At 45.5% G+C, this 17,292-nt stretch carries 20 protein-coding genes and 1 pseudogene; 7 read left to right on the forward strand and 14 right to left on the reverse strand.

Annotated elements, in window-relative coordinates; genetic code table 11:
- The first annotated feature begins 1 nt into the window (after window position 1).
- The 6 genes from H8527_RS01600 (at window position 2) to H8527_RS01625 (ending at window position 4,203) form a co-directional block, all read left to right on the forward strand.
- Window positions 2-1,285 carry a site-specific integrase gene (locus tag H8527_RS01600; RefSeq protein ID WP_004378883.1) on the forward strand — a complete coding sequence of 428 codons (1,284 nt, stop codon included), beginning with the start codon at window positions 2-4 and terminating at the stop codon, window positions 1,283-1,285.
- A gap of 55 nt (window positions 1,286-1,340) precedes the next feature.
- Entirely contained in the window at window positions 1,341-1,826 is a 486-nt protein-coding gene (locus H8527_RS01605; protein ID WP_004359020.1) for a DUF1896 domain-containing protein, read from the forward strand.
- A gap of 663 nt (window positions 1,827-2,489) precedes the next feature.
- Complete coding sequence (locus H8527_RS01610) at window positions 2,490-2,759, forward strand: helix-turn-helix domain-containing protein (RefSeq protein WP_004359021.1); 270 nt, start codon at window positions 2,490-2,492, stop codon at window positions 2,757-2,759.
- Window positions 2,760-2,779: 20 nt separating this feature from the next.
- On the forward strand, window positions 2,780-3,094 hold the full coding sequence (locus H8527_RS01615; RefSeq protein ID WP_004359023.1) for a helix-turn-helix domain-containing protein: 315 nt from the start codon (window positions 2,780-2,782) through the stop codon (window positions 3,092-3,094).
- Window positions 3,082-3,591, forward strand: a complete 510-nt coding sequence (locus H8527_RS01620) for a DUF3408 domain-containing protein (RefSeq protein WP_004359024.1) — start codon at window positions 3,082-3,084, stop codon at window positions 3,589-3,591. The genes H8527_RS01615 and H8527_RS01620 overlap by 13 nt, the downstream gene beginning before the upstream one ends.
- A gap of 192 nt (window positions 3,592-3,783) precedes the next feature.
- Window positions 3,784-4,203, forward strand: coding sequence for a hypothetical protein (locus tag H8527_RS01625; RefSeq protein ID WP_004359027.1), 420 nt, complete (start codon window positions 3,784-3,786; stop codon window positions 4,201-4,203).
- A gap of 218 nt (window positions 4,204-4,421) precedes the next feature.
- On the opposite strand, the gene H8527_RS01630 is transcribed toward H8527_RS01625, so the two are convergent.
- Entirely contained in the window at window positions 4,422-4,679 is a 258-nt protein-coding gene (locus H8527_RS01630; protein ID WP_004359029.1) for a hypothetical protein, read from the reverse strand.
- Window positions 4,676-5,657, reverse strand: a pseudogene (locus H8527_RS01635) (IS30-like element IS4351 family transposase). The gene H8527_RS01630 and the pseudogene H8527_RS01635 overlap by 4 nt, the downstream one beginning before the upstream one ends.
- Before the next feature lie 193 nt (window positions 5,658-5,850).
- On the opposite strand from H8527_RS01635, the gene erm(F) reads away from it, so the two are divergent.
- A complete protein-coding gene (gene erm(F) / locus H8527_RS01640; RefSeq protein ID WP_002682030.1) occupies window positions 5,851-6,651 on the forward strand; it encodes a 23S rRNA (adenine(2058)-N(6))-methyltransferase Erm(F) in 801 nt (266 codons plus the stop codon).
- On the opposite strand, the gene H8527_RS01645 is transcribed toward erm(F), so the two are convergent.
- From H8527_RS01645 to H8527_RS01700, 12 genes are all read right to left on the reverse strand, one after another.
- A complete protein-coding gene (locus H8527_RS01645; protein ID WP_004378882.1) occupies window positions 6,639-8,153 on the reverse strand; it encodes a hypothetical protein in 1,515 nt (504 codons plus the stop codon). The genes erm(F) and H8527_RS01645 overlap by 13 nt on opposite strands.
- A 282-nt stretch (window positions 8,154-8,435) precedes the next feature.
- Window positions 8,436-9,788: an SIR2 family protein gene (locus H8527_RS01650; protein ID WP_187545054.1), complete on the reverse strand. Its 1,353-nt coding sequence runs from the start codon at window positions 9,786-9,788 to the stop codon at window positions 8,436-8,438.
- 111 nt (window positions 9,789-9,899) lie between these two features.
- Window positions 9,900-10,409 (reverse strand): lysozyme, encoded by a 510-nt coding sequence (locus H8527_RS01655; protein WP_187545175.1) that lies wholly within the window; start codon window positions 10,407-10,409, stop codon window positions 9,900-9,902.
- The gene (locus H8527_RS01660; RefSeq protein WP_187545056.1) at window positions 10,393-10,854 is read right to left on the reverse strand and encodes a DUF3872 domain-containing protein; all 462 of its coding nucleotides are present in this window, start codon (window positions 10,852-10,854) and stop codon (window positions 10,393-10,395) included. The genes H8527_RS01655 and H8527_RS01660 overlap by 17 nt, the downstream gene beginning before the upstream one ends.
- Window positions 10,855-10,881: 27 nt before the next feature.
- Window positions 10,882-11,727 (reverse strand): toprim domain-containing protein, encoded by an 846-nt coding sequence (locus tag H8527_RS01665; RefSeq protein ID WP_187545057.1) that lies wholly within the window; start codon window positions 11,725-11,727, stop codon window positions 10,882-10,884.
- Window positions 11,727-12,311, reverse strand: coding sequence for a conjugal transfer protein TraO (locus tag H8527_RS01670; RefSeq protein ID WP_187545059.1), 585 nt, complete (start codon window positions 12,309-12,311; stop codon window positions 11,727-11,729). The genes H8527_RS01665 and H8527_RS01670 overlap by 1 nt, the downstream gene beginning before the upstream one ends.
- Window position 12,312: 1 nt before the next feature.
- On the reverse strand, window positions 12,313-13,233 hold the full coding sequence (gene traN / locus H8527_RS01675; protein WP_187545061.1) for a conjugative transposon protein TraN: 921 nt from the start codon (window positions 13,231-13,233) through the stop codon (window positions 12,313-12,315).
- Window positions 13,234-13,270: 37 nt separating this feature from the next.
- On the reverse strand, window positions 13,271-14,638 hold the full coding sequence (gene traM / locus H8527_RS01680) for a conjugative transposon protein TraM (RefSeq protein WP_187545063.1): 1,368 nt from the start codon (window positions 14,636-14,638) through the stop codon (window positions 13,271-13,273).
- Window positions 14,589-14,921, reverse strand: coding sequence for a TraL conjugative transposon family protein (locus H8527_RS01685; RefSeq protein ID WP_187545064.1), 333 nt, complete (start codon window positions 14,919-14,921; stop codon window positions 14,589-14,591). The genes traM and H8527_RS01685 overlap by 50 nt, the downstream gene beginning before the upstream one ends.
- A complete protein-coding gene (traK, locus tag H8527_RS01690; protein WP_036867874.1) occupies window positions 14,918-15,541 on the reverse strand; it encodes a conjugative transposon protein TraK in 624 nt (207 codons plus the stop codon). Before traK ends, H8527_RS01685 begins: the two co-directional genes overlap by 4 nt.
- A 6-nt stretch (window positions 15,542-15,547) precedes the next feature.
- Window positions 15,548-16,639, reverse strand: a complete 1,092-nt coding sequence (traJ, locus tag H8527_RS01695) for a conjugative transposon protein TraJ (protein ID WP_036867875.1) — start codon at window positions 16,637-16,639, stop codon at window positions 15,548-15,550.
- 2 nt (window positions 16,640-16,641) lie between these two features.
- On the reverse strand, window positions 16,642-17,271 hold the full coding sequence (locus tag H8527_RS01700) for a DUF4141 domain-containing protein (RefSeq protein ID WP_052043349.1): 630 nt from the start codon (window positions 17,269-17,271) through the stop codon (window positions 16,642-16,644).
- Window positions 17,272-17,292: the final 21 nt, after the last annotated feature.

A 17,292-nucleotide genomic window follows, 5' to 3' on the forward strand; every position in this document is an offset into this window, starting at 1 on the left:
AATGAAAAGTACATTTGCCATACTATTCTACATAGATAGAAGCAAGACCAATGAAGACGGACTATGCGTAATCCGTTGCCGTATCACCTGTAATGGAACGTCCTCATCGTTTTCCACGCAGTTGCAAACTTCCCCCGACGAGTGGCTTGCCCGAAAAGGGTGCATCAAGGCGACAACAGGTAATTCAAGCGGCATCAATCTGCAACTGAACTCAATAGAAGAGTGCTTGCATTCACTCTATGAACGTACATTAAGGGAAGAAAACTATATCACGGCGGAATACCTCAAGGAGCGTTATATGCAGCAAAGTCGCCCCATGCCAACACTTACGGAGCTATATCAATCCGTTTGTGAATACAAGGAGGAATTGCAGGGCAGAACATTAAGCAAGGCAACTGTCAGGGCTTTTAAGGACAGCTACAAGAGTTTTGTTCATTTCCTGCAAGTAAGGGACAGGGCAGACTGTATGCCCACAGAGGTGGACAAGACTTTGCTTGAGGACTATCGCCTTTTTATGCTTCGGGACTTGGGAAACAAGGAAAGCAGTGTCGGCAACCGCCTACGCCACTTGCATCAGGTCATTCGCAAGGCATTGCAGGAGCGATACGTTCGTGAAGACCCTTTTGAACTCATAGACATAGAAACGCCTACCTACGAGCGCAATGCACTTACGGCGGACGACCTGCAAAAACTCTTGGCTTACCGTCCGCACCGCTCGACAGATAACCATTGCAGACTTATTTTCCTCTTGGGATGTTTCACGGGGCTGGCATTCTCAGACTTAAAGAAACTCCGAATGGACGATGTTTATACATTCGGGGATGGGCGTAGGTACATATCGCTCTGTCGAACAAAGACACAGAACAGAAGTATTGTCCCGTTGCTGCCCGTTGCCGAGAAAATACTCGCCATTGTGAGCCACGGACGAAGGGAGGGGCTTTTCTTTCGAGAGTTTCCCAGCAACAGTAATTTCAATAGAACTATTCAGGAGATATGTATTAAGGCAGGACTGCCACCGCATACTCAAGCGACCTCGCACACCGCACGGCACACCTTTGCCACGACCATCTGTCTGGAGAACGGACTTCCGATAGAGACGGTGAGCAAGATGCTGGGGCATCGCTTCATCTCCACGACCGAGATTTATGCACGGGTGACCAAGAGCAAGATTGCCAAGGAAATGCAACCCCTGATGGGTAGTGAGCATACAAGGGTACTGCGTAAAGCCTTACGGCTGTGTCCGTCAAGAACACCGAAAAAGTCAAGTCCCATAATTGGGATGTAACAGCCGTAATGAATGATTCAAAAAAAAGAAGTCCAACTTTTTAACAAGAAAAACAATGAAACAGAAGAACAAAAAGGAACTTTCCTACTTCCGATTGAAGTTAAGAAGTTACATGAGTGAGCATCACCCCGAAAAGTTGCAAGATACGGAGTTTATCACTGCACGGGCAGATATGGCTCTCACAGTTTACTGCGATGCTGTAGCACAAGGCTTTACACACATTGAAGCGGAGAGCATGGCAAGCGAGGCATTGTATCAAGGCTTGCACTTTTCCAAGTACGATACGCTTATATCCGTGTTGGAAAACGAGTTTGAAAGGGAACTTCCTGCACCGCTCCCAGAGAAACTCGTACCTATACTGTTGTCGAACAAGGCTGTTCAAGCCACATTCGACAAGTTCGGTTTGACGGACACATTGGCTTCTGACGAGCAATACGGCCGTCTTTACACCGAACTGACAGGCACGATAGTGCTGCTCATCGAGAGCAACAATCTGCCAACGGTCAGACTGACGGAGGAAGCAAGCCTGAAGGCGTTGTAGGCAAAGGCGGCGCACGCAAAGTTCCTGATGCCGTTTCTTATCGTGCAAAGGTACAACGGCAGCCTGTCTGCCCTGACAAGGTCGAGTCCTGCGGATGGAGAGAAGAATCTCCACCGCAGGATTTCTCTGTTTCAAGGTGGTATTGCCATTTTCTATATCCATGCGGTCGTATTCATCTCTCCCAACCTTGCAGGGCTGGGCTGCCGTAGAGAGTATAGGCACGACAAGAATACGGCATACTCAGGCTCTTTGGACGCAAGGCGTAACAACTAACAACAGATAGGACTGACGATAATACGGACAATCTATTGTTTGTACAATTTGTTGTCATGACTATCTGTTGTCAAAACTATATATCGTCAAAATAATCTATCGATAAAACTATCTATCGACACTTCGACATCTCGATTTGTCGAACTATCGAATTATCGATAAAACAACAAGATAATAAAAGGAACGAGCCGGCACCTCATCTCATTACCGCAATAACACAGACGGATTTCCTTTGTTTTTCTATTGCTTTCTCTCTATTTCCCTGCTTATCCTCATTTCTTGCAGTGGTGCTTCCGAGGGGTTACTTTTGCACCCGAGAAGTACGGCAATGGACTGCATAACAGTTTGTTTGCTGAGTAACAATAAAGTAATCAAAACAAAATTAAGGCAATGAAACTCATTATCATCGACCGCAAAGCGTGGGAGCGACATCGCTCCGAATTTGCAGACTTTATCCATCGTGTGGAAAAACTCATCGGTAATCCTCCCAAGACCGAGCAATGGCTCGACAACGAAGCCGTGTGCAAGCGTTTAGGCATCAGCAAGCGTACCCTACAATCATACCGAGATACGGGCAAAATCCCTTTCTCCATGATTGGACATAAGTGTTATTACAAACAGACCGACATCTGTGAAATGCTGAATGCAGTCAAGGATTGAAATCAAAGAATGAATGAATTATGGCAGAGAATGAAATCATTACGCGGGAAGACCCTCAGATGCAGTTGTTTTCACAACTGATGGAAGGCACTTTGAAGAAGTTGGAGCGGTATTGCTCTACCGCCCGTCCGATGCTGAATGGTGAGGTTTACCTTTCGGGTGAGGAGGTTTGCAGCCAATTACGGCTCAGCACACGCACGCTCCAAGAGTACAGAAACTCAGGAACGCTTCCTTTCTACAAAATCGGAGGGAAGATACTCTACAAGCAGAGCGACATACAAGCCATGCTTGAAAAACACTATAACCCGATACCCAAGAAATTATGGCAAGAATAGATGAAAAAAGGAAACAACGCTTGGAACAAGCCATTAGAGATATGGGAAATTATGGCGTTAAGCTCCGCAAGCCCGAAGAGTTACCCGATTTTGACCAGCCCTTCGATTATGAAGAGGAAAAGAGAAGGTTTGAGCCTGTTGATAAAGTTGAGGAACAAAATGACAAGGAGAGTAACAAGGATTTTTCTCAACCGTCCTATCAAGAAACAGCGTTGTCGCCAACAGAAAGGGCTACTTCTACCGAAGAATTTCATCAAAGAATGGGAAAAACAAAGGACAGAAAGCAATTATCCGAGTTTCAGGGGAAATATCTCCAGCCCTTTCGCAACAGCCACCGCAAAGCCGTGTATGTATCAGAGGAAACCCAACGAAAGTTAGACTTCGTGGTGCGGAGAATCGGTGAGCATGGAGCGAGCGTTTCGGGATATGTCGAACAGGTACTGCGGGAACACCTCGACCAATACAAGGAAGATGTGGAAAGATGGAGGAAACTCTGAATTACTGCATTCCTCGAATGCAAGCCTACGCCGAGTTACTGTATTCAATGAATGCAGTAACACAGCAGGGGCTTATAATCCCATTTTCTACATCAGCAAGGTGTGTCTTTGTACCACAAATTGCCATTTGTACCACAAAGACCCTTGCCCCGAAAGGGGATTAAATCACTCCAAAGTCGTGATTAGAAAGCAATGAAGAAGCAAAAACAAAAGAAGCCAGACGGCAGATGTGCCACCTGCCCACGATGGGACAGATGGCACATCAGAATACCTAATTCCGAAGACCAGCAGAAACTTATCAGACTCTATCGCAAGTCGGGAGCAAAGACAAAGAGCGACTTTGTCCGAGCAAGGCTTCTTGGTGAATCTTTTAAGGTCATCACCCAAGACCCTGCAAAAGAACCTTACTTGGAGAAACTCTCAGAAATCGTTGCCTTGGCTCATAAGATAGGAGTTCTGTACAACGAAGTCGTGAAAGTCCTCAATACTTATCATTCTGTTGCCACTGCTCAACAACTGCTCGGCAAACTCGAAACCTATTCCCAAATTCTCATCAGACTACAACAGCAAGCAGTACAACTGACAAAATCCTTTGGGAGTAGAGAAGAATGAATGCTGATAAATCATAACACCCATACTCGTATCGTACCGCGAATGTCCAATCCCTCTTTGGATGATACAAAAGGGTCACTTTGAACGATTACATAGGACCAGTTTCAACGATTTTTCCACTCTGCCCTAATACTTTATCTTTTGGAAAGTACATTGATAATCAGATAATTATTTCAATAACTCCCGATTTGGAGTATTACCCCACATTTATTATTTTTTTATTTTGACAATTCCCGATTTGGGGCATTACCATGACCATTAACAAACACAAAGTCTGTATAATCCCCTATAACTAACGTATCTTTTGAAATTTTCCGTATTTTGTAATCAACATATGGATAGAGCTTTTCCACAGGATGTGGAAGTTTCCAATAAATAAAAACTCGCATGCCATCAACATCAAACACTTTAGGGAATAAAATGTCCTGTTGGGAAGTAAATTCTTCATCTCCTTTCTTATTATAAGCTGAATTCAACTTGCAAATGCAACAGAATTCTGATTAATAATTTGTTTAAATTTTTCGTTTGGCGTGAGGTATCCAAGTCTTTTACGAGGTCGATTATTGAGTTTATTTTCAATCCACTTAATCTGTTTGTTGGTTACTTCACTAAAGTCCTTACCCTTTGGGATATACTGCCTGATAAGCCCGTTGGTGTTTTCATTGGCACCACGTTCCCATGAGTGGTATGGTTTGCAAAAATAGAATTTTATTTCCAATTTTTGCGCAATTTCCTCGTGCTTTGCAAACTCCTTTCCATTGTCAGCCGTAATTGTGTGTATTAAGTTTTTCACTTTCCGCAGTGCCCATACTGCAATCTTAGCTACCGGGATGGCTTCTTTTCCCGACAACTTGCGTATCCAGACCCTGCTTGTTGCTCTGTCGTTAATGGTAAGAATGGCACCTTTGTGGTTCTTACCAATAATTGTATCTATCTCTAAATCACCAAATCTCTCCTTCAGTTCCACTATCTCGGGACGCTCATCAATATCCACCCTGCCTGGGATAAATCCTCGCCCTGCATTTTTAGAACCACGTTTGGCATACCTGCGACCTTGTCTGCGAAGATATTTGTGCAGTTTGCCACCCCGCCGCTTATCCTCCCAAATCCAGCGATATATCGTTTCGTGAGATACCATCGCAATTCCCTCCAAGCGGCTCCTGCCGACAATCTGCTCCGGGCTGAATCCTTTCTTCAACAGCTTTATTATCCGTTTTCTCATTGCCGGTGTAAGCACTTCCTTGCGATGTTTTTGCTGCTTGCGCCTGTCTGCTTTTCGCTGGGCAAGCTCCATGCTATAGCTACCACTTCGGGCGTCGCAATTGCGCTTTATCTCCCTGTAAACAGTGCTTTTATCTACTCCGATAGCTTCCGCTATTGCTTTTTTGCTCATCGGTATTTGCAACATCATAGAAAATTGCATACCTTTGTACCTCGGTTATATGTTTGCTCATCTGCAACTTTTTTTTCTTTGGACGGACAATTAAAGCAAAGATAGCAAACTTTATCCATTCAGAGTGAGAGAAAGGGGGACATTGTCTCTCTTTCCTCTCTGAAAAATAAATGTTTTTATTGCTTATTATCCGCACCCAAAAAGTTGCATTTATAAGTTGAACTCAAGAAGTATTCACCTGTAAGAAGTTACTAATGACAAAAAAGAAATTGCCCGTTCGTTTTACGGGTCAGCACTTTACTATTGATAAAGTGCTAATAAAAGATGCAATAAGACAAGCAAATATAAGTAATCAGGATACGGTTTTAGATATTGGGGCAGGCAAGGGGTTTCTTACTGTTCATTTATTAAAAATCGCCAACAATGTTGTTGCTATTGAAAACGACACAGCTTTGGTTGAACATTTACGAAAATTATTTTCTGATGCCCGAAATGTTCAAGTTGTCGGTTGTGATTTTAGGAATTTTGCAGTTCCGAAATTTCCTTTCAAAGTGGTGTCAAATATTCCTTATGGCATTACTTCCGATATTTTCAAAATCCTGATGTTTGAGAGTCTTGGAAATTTTCTGGGAGGTTCCATTGTCCTTCAATTAGAACCTACACAAAAGTTATTTTCGAGGAAGCTTTACAATCCATATACCGTTTTCTATCATACTTTTTTTGATTTGAAACTTGTCTATGAGGTAGGTCCTGAAAGTTTCTTGCCACCGCCAACTGTCAAATCAGCCCTGTTAAACATTAAAAGAAAACACTTATTTTTTGATTTTAAGTTTAAAGCCAAATACTTAGCATTTATTTCCTGTCTGTTAGAGAAACCTGATTTATCTGTAAAAACAGCTTTAAAGTCGATTTTCAGGAAAAGTCAGGTCAGGTCAATTTCGGAAAAATTCGGTTTAAACCTTAATGCTCAAATTGTTTGTTTGTCTCCAAGTCAATGGTTAAACTGTTTTTTGGAAATGCTGGAAGTTGTCCCTGAAAAATTTCATCCTTCGTAGTTCAAAGTCGGGTGGTCTACATCAATGCCACTGTTTATCTTCCATTGCTTACCCTTATAATCCATTCTCAGGGTGAGTTCCTGCCCACATATAGATAGTGTGTTCTCATAACTTAGGCTATCTATGTATGGTCTATTCGGTATAGTATAGTCGTAAGTGTTGCTTGTGTTTCTATCCTCTTCGTGATGCAGTCCGTACCCTGTCTGCAATTTCAACTGTTTGCCAAAAGGATGGGTATATTGCAATGATATTCTGCTTTCGTTGCGCAGGGTGGGCAGTTGTTGGCAAAGATTGCGCAACAGTAGTGAATCTCCGCCCACAGCGTTGCGCAGGTGGTGGAATTTCGTCAGTGAAAGGCTGGTATTATTAGTTTCATTCGAGTTACCGCCAAGTGTCGCCTTCACGGTAAATGATGCCCCAGCCTTGCCAATCCGCCGTGTGAGGTCGGCAGATACATGGTAATTCTTTCCATTGCTTTTTGTGTTATTTCGCAGCGTTCCCGAGGTCAGCGTGTCCGCAGCCGTATTGCGCTCATATAGGTATGTTGTGTTGTCAGTCAGGTTGTCTGACCGTCCGAAGTTTCCATTTGCACTTATATTCAGCAAAGTCTTTTTGTCTATGTTATACTGCAGATTTATGTTTGCGGCATTACTGTGATTCTTGCTCAAGGAAAGCAGCATTGATTCCCGATATTTTGTTCCCGATGAAAGATATTGCTCATCATAGTCATGATTCTCGCTTCCATTGTGGAAGGCATTGAGTGAGAGGCTTGCATTGAGCGTAATTTTCTTACCAAATTTCTTCACGATATTGCCCGACAATATGTTTTGGAAATTGTTTCCCCCAATGTTCATATTACTAAGATTGTCAGAGCGCAAAGTCAGCGAGGTGTTTTCGCCATCGGCATTGAATAGATTGCCCTGTACCTCATCCCTGCGTCTGTCGCGATTGCCGTGTTCAGCCGTTAGTGTTCCTGTCAGGCTGCCATTGTAGGTAGATTTGGTCTTGATGTCCAGCACATAATTGTCGGCACCATCATCTACTCCCGTCATTTTCTCCAATGCGCTGAGCATGTCATACAGTTTCAGTAGTTCCACTGCATCGGTTGGCATATTCTCCAACGCTGCGATAATGTCGTTGCCCATAAAGGTCTCGCCATTGATGTTTACGCCGTTCAATGGCTTTCCTTTGAATGATAGTTGCCTGTTCGCCTTGTCGTATTCCATGCCCGGAATATTCCTGATTAAGTCTTCCAAGTTAGCACCTTTCCTTACTCGAAGGCAATCAGTATTGATAAACGTGGTGTCTTTTCTTATGGAAAACAATTTCCGCTGTCCAATAACTTGAACTTCATCGAGTTCTATCGTTTTATGTAATGAAGAAACATGTTTTCGAGTAGGGTATATAGTATCACCCACAACTAAATTCAAAATAGTAGCATTAGCAGTGGGAAACAGCAGAAGTAGAATGATGAAGATTAAAAGAATTCTTTTGATTATCATTTTGCAAAATTACCATTGTTCATAGATATATGCAATACCTTAAAATGGCGATTTTATAGAATTAGAAATGTCTAAGGTTGATTTTCATTGAAAAAACAACGTAAATACTTTGCTTATATGAATTATATCGCTATCTTTGCAACATCAAACAGAGAGTTCTTTGAGACTTTGCAGAATAAAGAAAGGGAAAGAAACTCGCTCGTTTCTTAGTCGTTCACCTTATCAGATTATATATTCTGCTTTTTATTAGTAATCAGTCGATTACATTCACCCCCATTACTTTTATGCGGAACTTCCTTCGTTAAAATTGGGCATTAATGTATCTGCAAAAGTCAGAAAGTCACCAAAGAACTCGCCCTCAAGGATGATAATCCGTGGGTCATTTAAGTCCTTCAGTCGTTGTATTTCCAAATTCTTTGTCCCTGCAAAATCTACAATAATGAGTGTAAAAGTAGGATTTGATAAAGCTTGATATATAATATCATTAAAATGCTCATCATAAAATGAGTATCCTACTGTGATGAGCACAGATTGAGGCTGTGTAATAGTTGTTGCAAATTGCCTAAACAATTCAGAGTAAGGCAAATCTAATGTGTAGGTTTTTTTTACAGCAGATGGGTAAATGATAATCTCGCCTTTCTTATCCAACTTATCAATAACATCTAATGTTTTTTCTTCAATGCCATATAGGTTGTTAGAATCTCTTTGTATAGAATTTATCCAAGAAAGAGAACCATGCAATTTGATGTATCGAACTACCTTTTCAATTCTTTGTACTTTTCCAGAAGTTGTTGAACCTGGATAAAAAATATCATACTCAAAAGTCTCTGGCTTGAAAAATCTTTTATGGAATCCTGTAAAACCATCAATATAATGAATCCCCAAATTATCAAAAGCATACTCAAAAGCCAAATCATAATTTGATGTAAAGATATTCGCTCTCCTCAAATTAAGAGGTCTTTGCAACAAAGATTTTAAGAATAATTGATGAAAATGATATTTGTTTTTTAGGGCACTCTTAAAAGCATTCTTTTTACCTCTTTTGATAATTCTCCGTAATTCAGAAATAGGAATTTTGCGCTTATCTACATTGCAAACCTCAAACAATCCTTCCTTGATAGTACTTATAAGCTCTCTTGTCTGTTTGGCTTCTTCTGCCATATTAGTCAAAGATTGAAGAAATTCTGTAGCCGTCAGATAATTGAGTACGCTTTCATACTCTGTTGCTATTTCTCCAGATAGACTATCTCTAATGATAGAGTCCTTTATTATAAACTCCCATCCTTTTTTGTCTTTAAAAGTTGAGCCTTCTTCCTTATCCTTCAGTTGCTCTTTCTGCAACTTTTTTATCATCGAATAAAAAGCATCACCTCTCTCTCTTCCTAAAATATATTTTTCAACTTCAATAGGAAAGTTTCTAATAGAAACTGCCCCAAGATGAATAGAAGTACCTGAGCCAAATAGAAAACTAACATTGTCCAATTCCATATAATTTTTCAATGTCATTTTTATTTTTTCTATGATTTTTGCTTGCGATATTTTGCCATCATTCCAGTCGTGTAATTTATCAACATTTCCAAAGAACAGCTTATTCTTCGTTATATCGAAAATCGCATTTTTTTCTTTTTCTTCCATATAGAATCTGTTTTTTGCAAAGTTACTCATTCATAACGAGAAAAGTGAATAAAACGGCAAGAAAACGCCCCTTGTGAAGCACAAAAATGTCGCAAGGAGCGTATCTGATAATCAGGGTATATAAAACAGGGTAAACTCTACATTTCGTCGTTTGACAAGTCCTCGCAGGACTTTGCCTTTGTATCGGCAAAAAGAGACAAATTCACGGTAGAAATCCCTGTCGCCCGACTCTATCTTTCGTAGCAGTCGGCTCTTGGGATGCTTGCCATATCCCAGCAACCTACCCGCTCCAACATTGTAGGACAGAACGGCAAGCAACAAAGCATCCTTTCCGTAGTCCTTGAACATCATCAGACGCTTCATCAAGTCGGCACGCAATAGGGAGTCCGCCTGCCTTTCCGTCATCGCTGCCGTAAACTGTTCGCCCGGCAAGAGCTGATGCCCGTATCCGACATAGGGAGCATCTTTGAACCCGTGTAAGCCCTCAAAATGCTTAATGCAGACGACGGCACGCTCAAAAGGTGGCAACGAAAGAAGTACATTTCTTCTTTCCTGAGCGGAAAGCCGTAAGCAGGAGAGGCAGACAAGACACAAGACGACAAGCTTACTTCCTATCCTCATCCTTCTTCTCCTTTTCCTCGTCTTTCTGACTGTTGAACTCAAACGAGAGCTTTGCTGTCTGCCCGAAGTTGTCCTCCACATACACATCTATTGTCTGTTGGTCTGTGGATGCGGAAGTATAGTATAGCCTGAACTCTTCTTTCGTGAGCGGATAACGGTCGTTTGGCTTGAAGACCATGCCGTTATCCATCTTCAATCTCCCCCTACCATCGGGTTGGAAATAACGGATGATATAGCGTGCATCTTCAAATCTCCCCTGCCGTTTGAGCGTGCAGCGTATTTCCGCCGTCTGCCCCTTGGCGATATGCTTCTGCACCGGCATTGTCTCTACCGTGAACGGGTACGCCTGCTGAATATCCAACTCGTGATCACAAGCAGATAGACAAAACACGGCAAAGGAGAGCACCCCCATTACCCAAATCGTATTCAATATTTTATTCTTCATTTTTCGTTACATTTTAATATTATACTCTCACACCTGCCTTTGAGATAGCAGGTAGTCATTCAAATCTTTGTAGTCGGCATATAGGGAGGAACGGTCGATGACCTTCTCTCCGAAGCACTCGTACAACCTCTGAAAAGTCCTTCGCCCCGCCTCGTCGTTGTCGAGAAAGCATTCTATCCTTTCATAGCCCTGCAAGGCTTTCACAGCTTTCTCCACATTGGATACGGAATTAAGCACAAGCCAATCCGAAACGATGATGCCTAACTGTATAGCCGAGAGATAATCCATAAAGCCCTCGAATACGGCACATACGTCCGAGCCGTTATGCTTCAAGGATATGTCCTTCGGTGGAATGCAGCCCTTGAAGAAGCGGTTGCGAAGCTCCAATCCTCCTGCATCGTTACGAAAGCCGATGGCATAGTATCGTTTGCCACGCACACGGTATCGAACCTCCTCGCAGTTGGGTATGGCTGTATCGGCAAGAATGCCCCGTTTCTTTAAGTAACCCAGCAGTTTGGCATCCTGCAACGGTCGCACCCAAATATCCTCAAAAGCGGGTTCTTTCTTTTCGCTTCTTTGCGGTTGCTCCAAAATAGGTAACGGACACGTTCCGCTCTTTGCAATGAAAGCTGCCCGCAGGAGAAAATCACCGCTTCCGATAAACTCTCCCGCCAAGTCGAAAATGTCGCCCCCTTTGCCGATGCCAAAGTCGAACCATACATTTTTGTTCGTATCGACCTTGAACGAGGGTGTCCGTTCCGTGCGGTAAGGGGCATTGTACCAAAGAATGCCGCCTTTTTGCTTTTGGGGCTGAATCCCCATCGCGTTCAGGAAGTCCGCAATGGGGATTTCTCTCATCTGTCGCACGTCCATCAGTCCAGCATGATTTTCAGTCCGACACCATACTGGGCATGGAAACGCTCCGTAGAGCCACCCCACAGACAACGTTCCCTGCCATAGAACAGCAACACCAATCTATCCGTCAGATAGGTCTCCGCCTGCAAGGTAACGGCACCACCATAAAGAAAGCCATCCTTGTTGCGTAGCGTCGAGCCGTCAAAGAGCAGCTTCTTTCCACCATTGACCGTCTCATATCCCGCCACGGCGGAAACACCGGCGGAGAGGAAGAAGGTCTTGCTTCCGTCAGAAAGCACGCCAAAGAAGAAACCTCCCTCGCCCGTGAACTGCTCCACAGGGATACGGCTCTCCCGATAAGGGTGGTATCTGCGGAGATACTCCGCCCCGAGTACCCATTGATGTCCTCCTTTGGTATAGGTGGCAAGCGAAGCCCCGAACGAATAGCCCGTGTTGTTATTTGCAGACTTGGCATAAAAACCGTCCGCCATGCCTGAGGTCAGACGTATGCCCCTCATCTTGGGCAGACAGCGTTGGGCGTGTGCCTGCCCTGCAAAGAGGGCAAGCATCACGACAAACAGGAAAAACAGAGACTTTCTCATATTACTTCACTTTGAGTTCGTCAATCTCCCTTGCACGCACAAGGTCCTCATTCTCCACGATGAAGGACTGATGTCGTCCACCGTTCTTCTCGTGCATCTCCACAACGAGTTGCTTGTCATCGGGGATGGTGAACTTCTGGAGCGTGAACACCGTGCGACCGCTCTTCTGTCCAGACACACAGGTAACATAGTTGTAGGCACGCAGCGGAAGCAGTACCTGCTCCTGCATGGCGGTCTGCTTGGCAACCTTCTTATCCACGATTTTGAACGTAATGAAGTCGATGTCGAACGGCACGTTGGACTTGTTGCGCAGTTCGGTGTGGAAGTACAGCAACCCATTGTGCGAGTAGAGACCTCGAAGCAGGTACTGAATACCGAACGCCTTATTGCCGATGTGCTTGACGGTACGCCTATTCTCCTTATGGATGGACTTCATGATGAGCCTTACCAGCATCGGACTCTCGCTGCCGAGTTCCTTCAGATAGACCTCCATCGCATTGTTCGGGCGGTTTACGCTCGCACCGTCATGAATGAAGTCCGTCATCTCCACGTTCAAAAGCAGCGGCTCATCGGCATACTTGACATTAAAGGTGTAAAAAGCACCGTCCTCCGTGATCACACTCATGTTTGTCTCCTCCTGGAAGTTCTTGACCGTCGCTTTCACACGGATGACGTTCTCCGCTCCATCTGCCTTTCCTGCAAAGAGGTTGGGCGAACCCAGATCCACATAGCGTACAGCGGAGGGGAAGATGATGTGCACCGTCTTGTCGTAGGTGATTTCTAACCCATGGGGCGGTATCATACGCTCAAAGGAGATTTTGCGTGTCAGACCCTCATAGAGATCTCCGCTTGAAGTTGTTTCCTGTGCGTTTGCACAGACTGCGCCCAGCATCAGGGCGATGGCTAAAACTGTTCTTTTCATTTTACTTTGGATTAAAGTGGTGAATAATAAATGTGAATTACTTGTTCTCGGGCTGATAGAGCAGCACCTTATAACCTGCTTTCAGATGCACCTTGACAGTACGCATCTTCTCGGCAAAGTATTGACTCGTCCCCTGTATCAGCCCCTTGCCAAAGTCGGAGGCAAGCTGCGCTTTTGCGTCGGTGGAGATGTTCACGCTGCTGCCCACGGATGTCCCCATGTTAGCGGCAATCTCTTTGGCGGCACTGCGCTCCATCGAGCCGGGAATGAATATCCCCGCCTGTCCGTCCGTATCATAAACCGATAGCTCTACGGGAATGATGTTTCCCCGATACTCCAATGAGGAAATGACAATGGCGAGCCGTTCGCCCTGTAACTTTGCCGCTCCCACGACAAGGGCATTGCGTGGAATCTCCCTGCCCGATACCGACATCGGCTCCAAGAGACGGAAACGCACCGTCTGCCCATCCATAACCGTCTGATTGTTATACACACAGGCTGATATGGTGTTTCTCTCCGTCTGCGAGATTGTCCCGATAGCCGTTTGAAACATATAGTTCCTCTCCTTGACATATTCGGAGCGGAAAGTCGAGTCGCTCATCGGCTGTGCCAGAGCCGACACCACTTGACCGCTCACCTGCCTGACAGGAAACGCCATTGCCTTTCCATTGCGACTGGAAGAGACCGCTTTCCTTTCGGAAGCCGTCTCATTCCCTAAAGTCGAAGGGCGAGCAGCGGGAACAGATTGTCCATTACCTCCTGCGGGCATATACTTGGCTGCCAGCTGATAGGATTTTTCGAGCAGTGCCATCTGGTCGTTCACGGTTATAGCGGGCGACTGCTGCTCGCTACTCATACGACTTTCCAACTCCTTCAAACGGGTACGCATTTCCTCCTTTTCCGGATCTTCTCTCGGCATCTCATAGAAACTGCCGAGCGTGCGGTTGATGTCCTGGTAAGCGGAAGCCGAAGCATGGAATCCCTCTTGCGGAGCAGTAGTACGAGAGCCGAAGCCGTTGTCTCTTTCCGACAAATCCGTCTTCAAAGCCAACTCTTCGGAAGCCTGATCTGGTTGTCCTCCCGTCATCTCCCCGAACATGGAACTGAGGCTTTGCATGGCACGGCTTCGTTCCTGTTCCTTCTGTTCCATCATCTCCTTTTCGTAGGCTTTCTTCTTGTCGCCGATGAGTTCCGAGGCTTGCGGATCCGGCACTTCCGTATTGAAGCCTTGGCTGTCCTGCTCCTCCTCTTTCTTCGATGGGGCAAAGATGAGCCACATACAGCCTGCAAAGAGCAGGAACATCAAGGGATAGATGACAAACTTCTTTCGCCTTTGTTTTTCTTCCTCCGTCAGTTCAGGCGAGGTACTCCCGTCGGAGGCTGTCTTTCTTTTGAATGGGTACATAATCGTAATACTTTAATGGGTTGATACTGTCGTTGGGATAGAGCCGCTTTACTTCAGGCGTTTCTATATGCTTGATAGCCGGTATGTTCCCCTCATTTCCCCTTTCCTCGAAGAAGATGTGGTATATCCCCTGAAAGAAAAGGTAATTGGAAAGAAGAGCGAATACCGCCAGCATTGTCAAAACGACATAGAGCCTTGCATGAAGTGGAATACGTCCGCACAAATGGCGAAGCCTCTCATTGACCTCTTCCCGAACCTTTTGAAACACACGCTTCTTTTTCATCGTTTACGGGTATTGATGTCCTTGTTTTCCATAATCTCAAATCCCTCGATGTTGAAACCGTTCGGGTTGTCGTCGCTTCGGTTCGTGTTCAGCAGGCGGCACTCCGTAACGAGGCTACGTTCCGTGACGTTGCTGGCACGGATAATCAGCTGTCGGGCATACGTCCTTGCGGAATACGGATAGCGGTCGAAGTTGCATACCACGCTGTCCACCTGCACCACTTGGTTGATGTTGCCCGCAATGATACGGTTGTAATATCCCTTCTCCGAGAAATCCCGATAATAGTTGTAGGCACTCTTGTCCGCCAAGAGCAGTGCCCGTGAGATATTGCTCTCAATGGCATTCTTGTCGGGTGAAAGCGTGAAGAACAGTTCGTGGAAGCGGCGGATATGTTCCTTGGCTTCCGCCGGTCTGTTCTGCGACAAATCCTGCGAGAGTGCGAGCATGAGCGACTTTCCGCCGTCCAGCACATAGATTTTCTGCCGCTGGGCTTCGGCAAAGGAGTAGGCACTCCACACCGAATAGCCCGCAAGGGCGGTACACAGGCAGACGACCACCAACGTAAAGAGCCTTATCTGCCTGAAACTTGTTTCGATATTCTTTAATGACTTAAATTCCATAGCTTTTTAATTTTGTTCCGATGGTTCGGAGGATTTGTTTCCTCCCCGATGAAATAACTTCCCGGCTATCTCCTTGCCCTTGCTACCCGCATAGTTCATCGCATTTCGTGCATGTCCTCCGGCGAAACCGCCGACGGCTCCGCCCACGGCACCTGCGATACCTGCACCCTTTGCAGCAGCAAGTCCCACATTCTTGCCATAGTTTCCTGCACCTCCCGCTTGGATAATCCAACCGGCAACGGTAGGAACCGTAAAGTATCCGATGATACCGATGATCATAAAGACCAAATACACACCGTTCGAGGCATCTATGGAATAGGTCGGGTCGTTCTGTAACTGTGTGATGTCGTGCTTGAGCATCAGTTCTTGGATTTTTGCCAGCATCGAACTGAACAAGTCCGCCACGGGCAGCCACAGATAGATGGAGACGTACCTCGTAATCCATTGCGTGAGGGTACTCTGAAAACCGTCCCATACGGAGATGGCGAAGGCTATCGGTCCCAAGATGGAGAGGACAATCAGGAAGAAAGTCCTGAGCGTGTCGATGAGCAGGGCGGAAGCGGCGAAGAGCAGTTCCAAAAACTCCCGCACCATATTGCGGAACCATTTCTTGAAGTTGTACATGCTACGTTCCACATACATACCCGCCATTGTTGCCATATCCGAAGGCGAGAGACCGAGTTCATCTAATTTTTTATCGAACTCCTCGTTGCTCACCAAGTAGGCGGTCTCCGGGTCACGCACCATTGACTCATACTCTATCTTGTCCCGCATCTTGCGGTATTCGTCCATCTTGAAGGTCTGTGTCTCCATCATCTTGTGCGTTCCCTGTACAACGGGACTGAGCACGCCGTTGATGGTGTCCAAGACCATCGGGAAAAAGAGAATGCAGAGACCGAGGGCGAACGGACGGAGCAGCGGATAGACGTCGATAGGCTCGGCACGGGCAAGCGTCTGCCATACCCTGAGTGCCACATAGAAGAGAGCACCCAAGCCCGCAATCCCCTTTGCAACGGCAATCATATCGCCGCACATGGGCATCATCTCCGTATAAAGCGAACGGAGTACCTGATGCAGATTGTCAAATTCCGCTCCCATGACTACCAGTATCTTTCGTTGTCCGTCCCGTACAGGTCAAGTACCCTGTCCGCATCCTTCTTCGCCTTGGCTCGGAGATAACTCACGGAGATGTTCTTGTTGGTGTAGTAGCGCACGAGGTTGCGGTAGTCCCTCACCTCCTTGTAGCAGCGGTCCACCACGTCCATACGCTCCTTGTCGGTCATCTTCAGCGTGGTGATGTTCACCACCTGCTTCAGTTCCTTGAGCAGGTTGTTGCTCTCGCCAAGCAGTTTGGTATAGCCGTTGGCAATGGCAATCAGCTCCTCCGGTCGGAAGTTCGGGTCAGAGAGCATCTTCTTGTAGTTGTTCACATAGATGTCGGAGATTTCTCCGACCATCAGAATGGTCTCTTTCACTCGCTGGGCGTCCCTGACGAGGTCGTTCACCTTTTTCAGGGCATCGTAGTATTTCTTGCTCTCATTGTAGAGTTTCTCTACCTCCTTGAAGTTGTCGAGCGTGTTCTTGACCGTCTTCGAGGTCTGCACGATTTCCTTGGTGGTGTTGATGATACTCTGTGCAAGGTTGGTGGGGTCTGTGACCACCCACTGGGCGTGTGCGCTGCTTGCCAAGAGGCAACCGCACGTGATAAGCATTAAAATTTTCTTTCTCATTTTACTTTGGATTTTAGTGAA

This window comes from Alloprevotella sp. Lung230 (assembly GCF_014385435.1).
Lineage (GTDB): Bacteria > Bacteroidota > Bacteroidia > Bacteroidales > Bacteroidaceae > Alloprevotella.

Coding starts and splice junctions, on each gene's coding strand:
- H8527_RS01600 (WP_004378883.1), top strand. CDS start 2: ATGAAAAGTACATTTGCCATACTATTCTACATAGATAGAAGCAAGACC.
- H8527_RS01605 (WP_004359020.1), top strand. CDS start 1,341: ATGAAACAGAAGAACAAAAAGGAACTTTCCTACTTCCGATTGAAGTTA.
- H8527_RS01610 (WP_004359021.1), top strand. CDS start 2,490: ATGAAACTCATTATCATCGACCGCAAAGCGTGGGAGCGACATCGCTCC.
- H8527_RS01615 (WP_004359023.1), top strand. CDS start 2,780: ATGGCAGAGAATGAAATCATTACGCGGGAAGACCCTCAGATGCAGTTG.
- H8527_RS01620 (WP_004359024.1), top strand. CDS start 3,082: ATGGCAAGAATAGATGAAAAAAGGAAACAACGCTTGGAACAAGCCATT.
- H8527_RS01625 (WP_004359027.1), top strand. CDS start 3,784: ATGAAGAAGCAAAAACAAAAGAAGCCAGACGGCAGATGTGCCACCTGC.
- H8527_RS01645 (WP_004378882.1), bottom strand. CDS start 8,153: ATGATAATCAAAAGAATTCTTTTAATCTTCATCATTCTACTTCTGCTG.
- H8527_RS01650 (WP_187545054.1), bottom strand. CDS start 9,788: ATGGAAGAAAAAGAAAAAAATGCGATTTTCGATATAACGAAGAATAAG.
- H8527_RS01655 (WP_187545175.1), bottom strand. CDS start 10,409: ATGAGGATAGGAAGTAAGCTTGTCGTCTTGTGTCTTGTCTGCCTCTCC.
- H8527_RS01660 (WP_187545056.1), bottom strand. CDS start 10,854: ATGAAGAATAAAATATTGAATACGATTTGGGTAATGGGGGTGCTCTCC.
- H8527_RS01665 (WP_187545057.1), bottom strand. CDS start 11,727: ATGGACGTGCGACAGATGAGAGAAATCCCCATTGCGGACTTCCTGAAC.
- H8527_RS01670 (WP_187545059.1), bottom strand. CDS start 12,311: ATGAGAAAGTCTCTGTTTTTCCTGTTTGTCGTGATGCTTGCCCTCTTT.
- traN (WP_187545061.1), bottom strand. CDS start 13,233: ATGAAAAGAACAGTTTTAGCCATCGCCCTGATGCTGGGCGCAGTCTGT.
- traM (WP_187545063.1), bottom strand. CDS start 14,638: ATGTACCCATTCAAAAGAAAGACAGCCTCCGACGGGAGTACCTCGCCT.
- H8527_RS01685 (WP_187545064.1), bottom strand. CDS start 14,921: ATGAAAAAGAAGCGTGTGTTTCAAAAGGTTCGGGAAGAGGTCAATGAG.
- traK (WP_036867874.1), bottom strand. CDS start 15,541: ATGGAATTTAAGTCATTAAAGAATATCGAAACAAGTTTCAGGCAGATA.
- traJ (WP_036867875.1), bottom strand. CDS start 16,639: ATGGGAGCGGAATTTGACAATCTGCATCAGGTACTCCGTTCGCTTTAT.
- H8527_RS01700 (WP_052043349.1), bottom strand. CDS start 17,271: ATGAGAAAGAAAATTTTAATGCTTATCACGTGCGGTTGCCTCTTGGCA.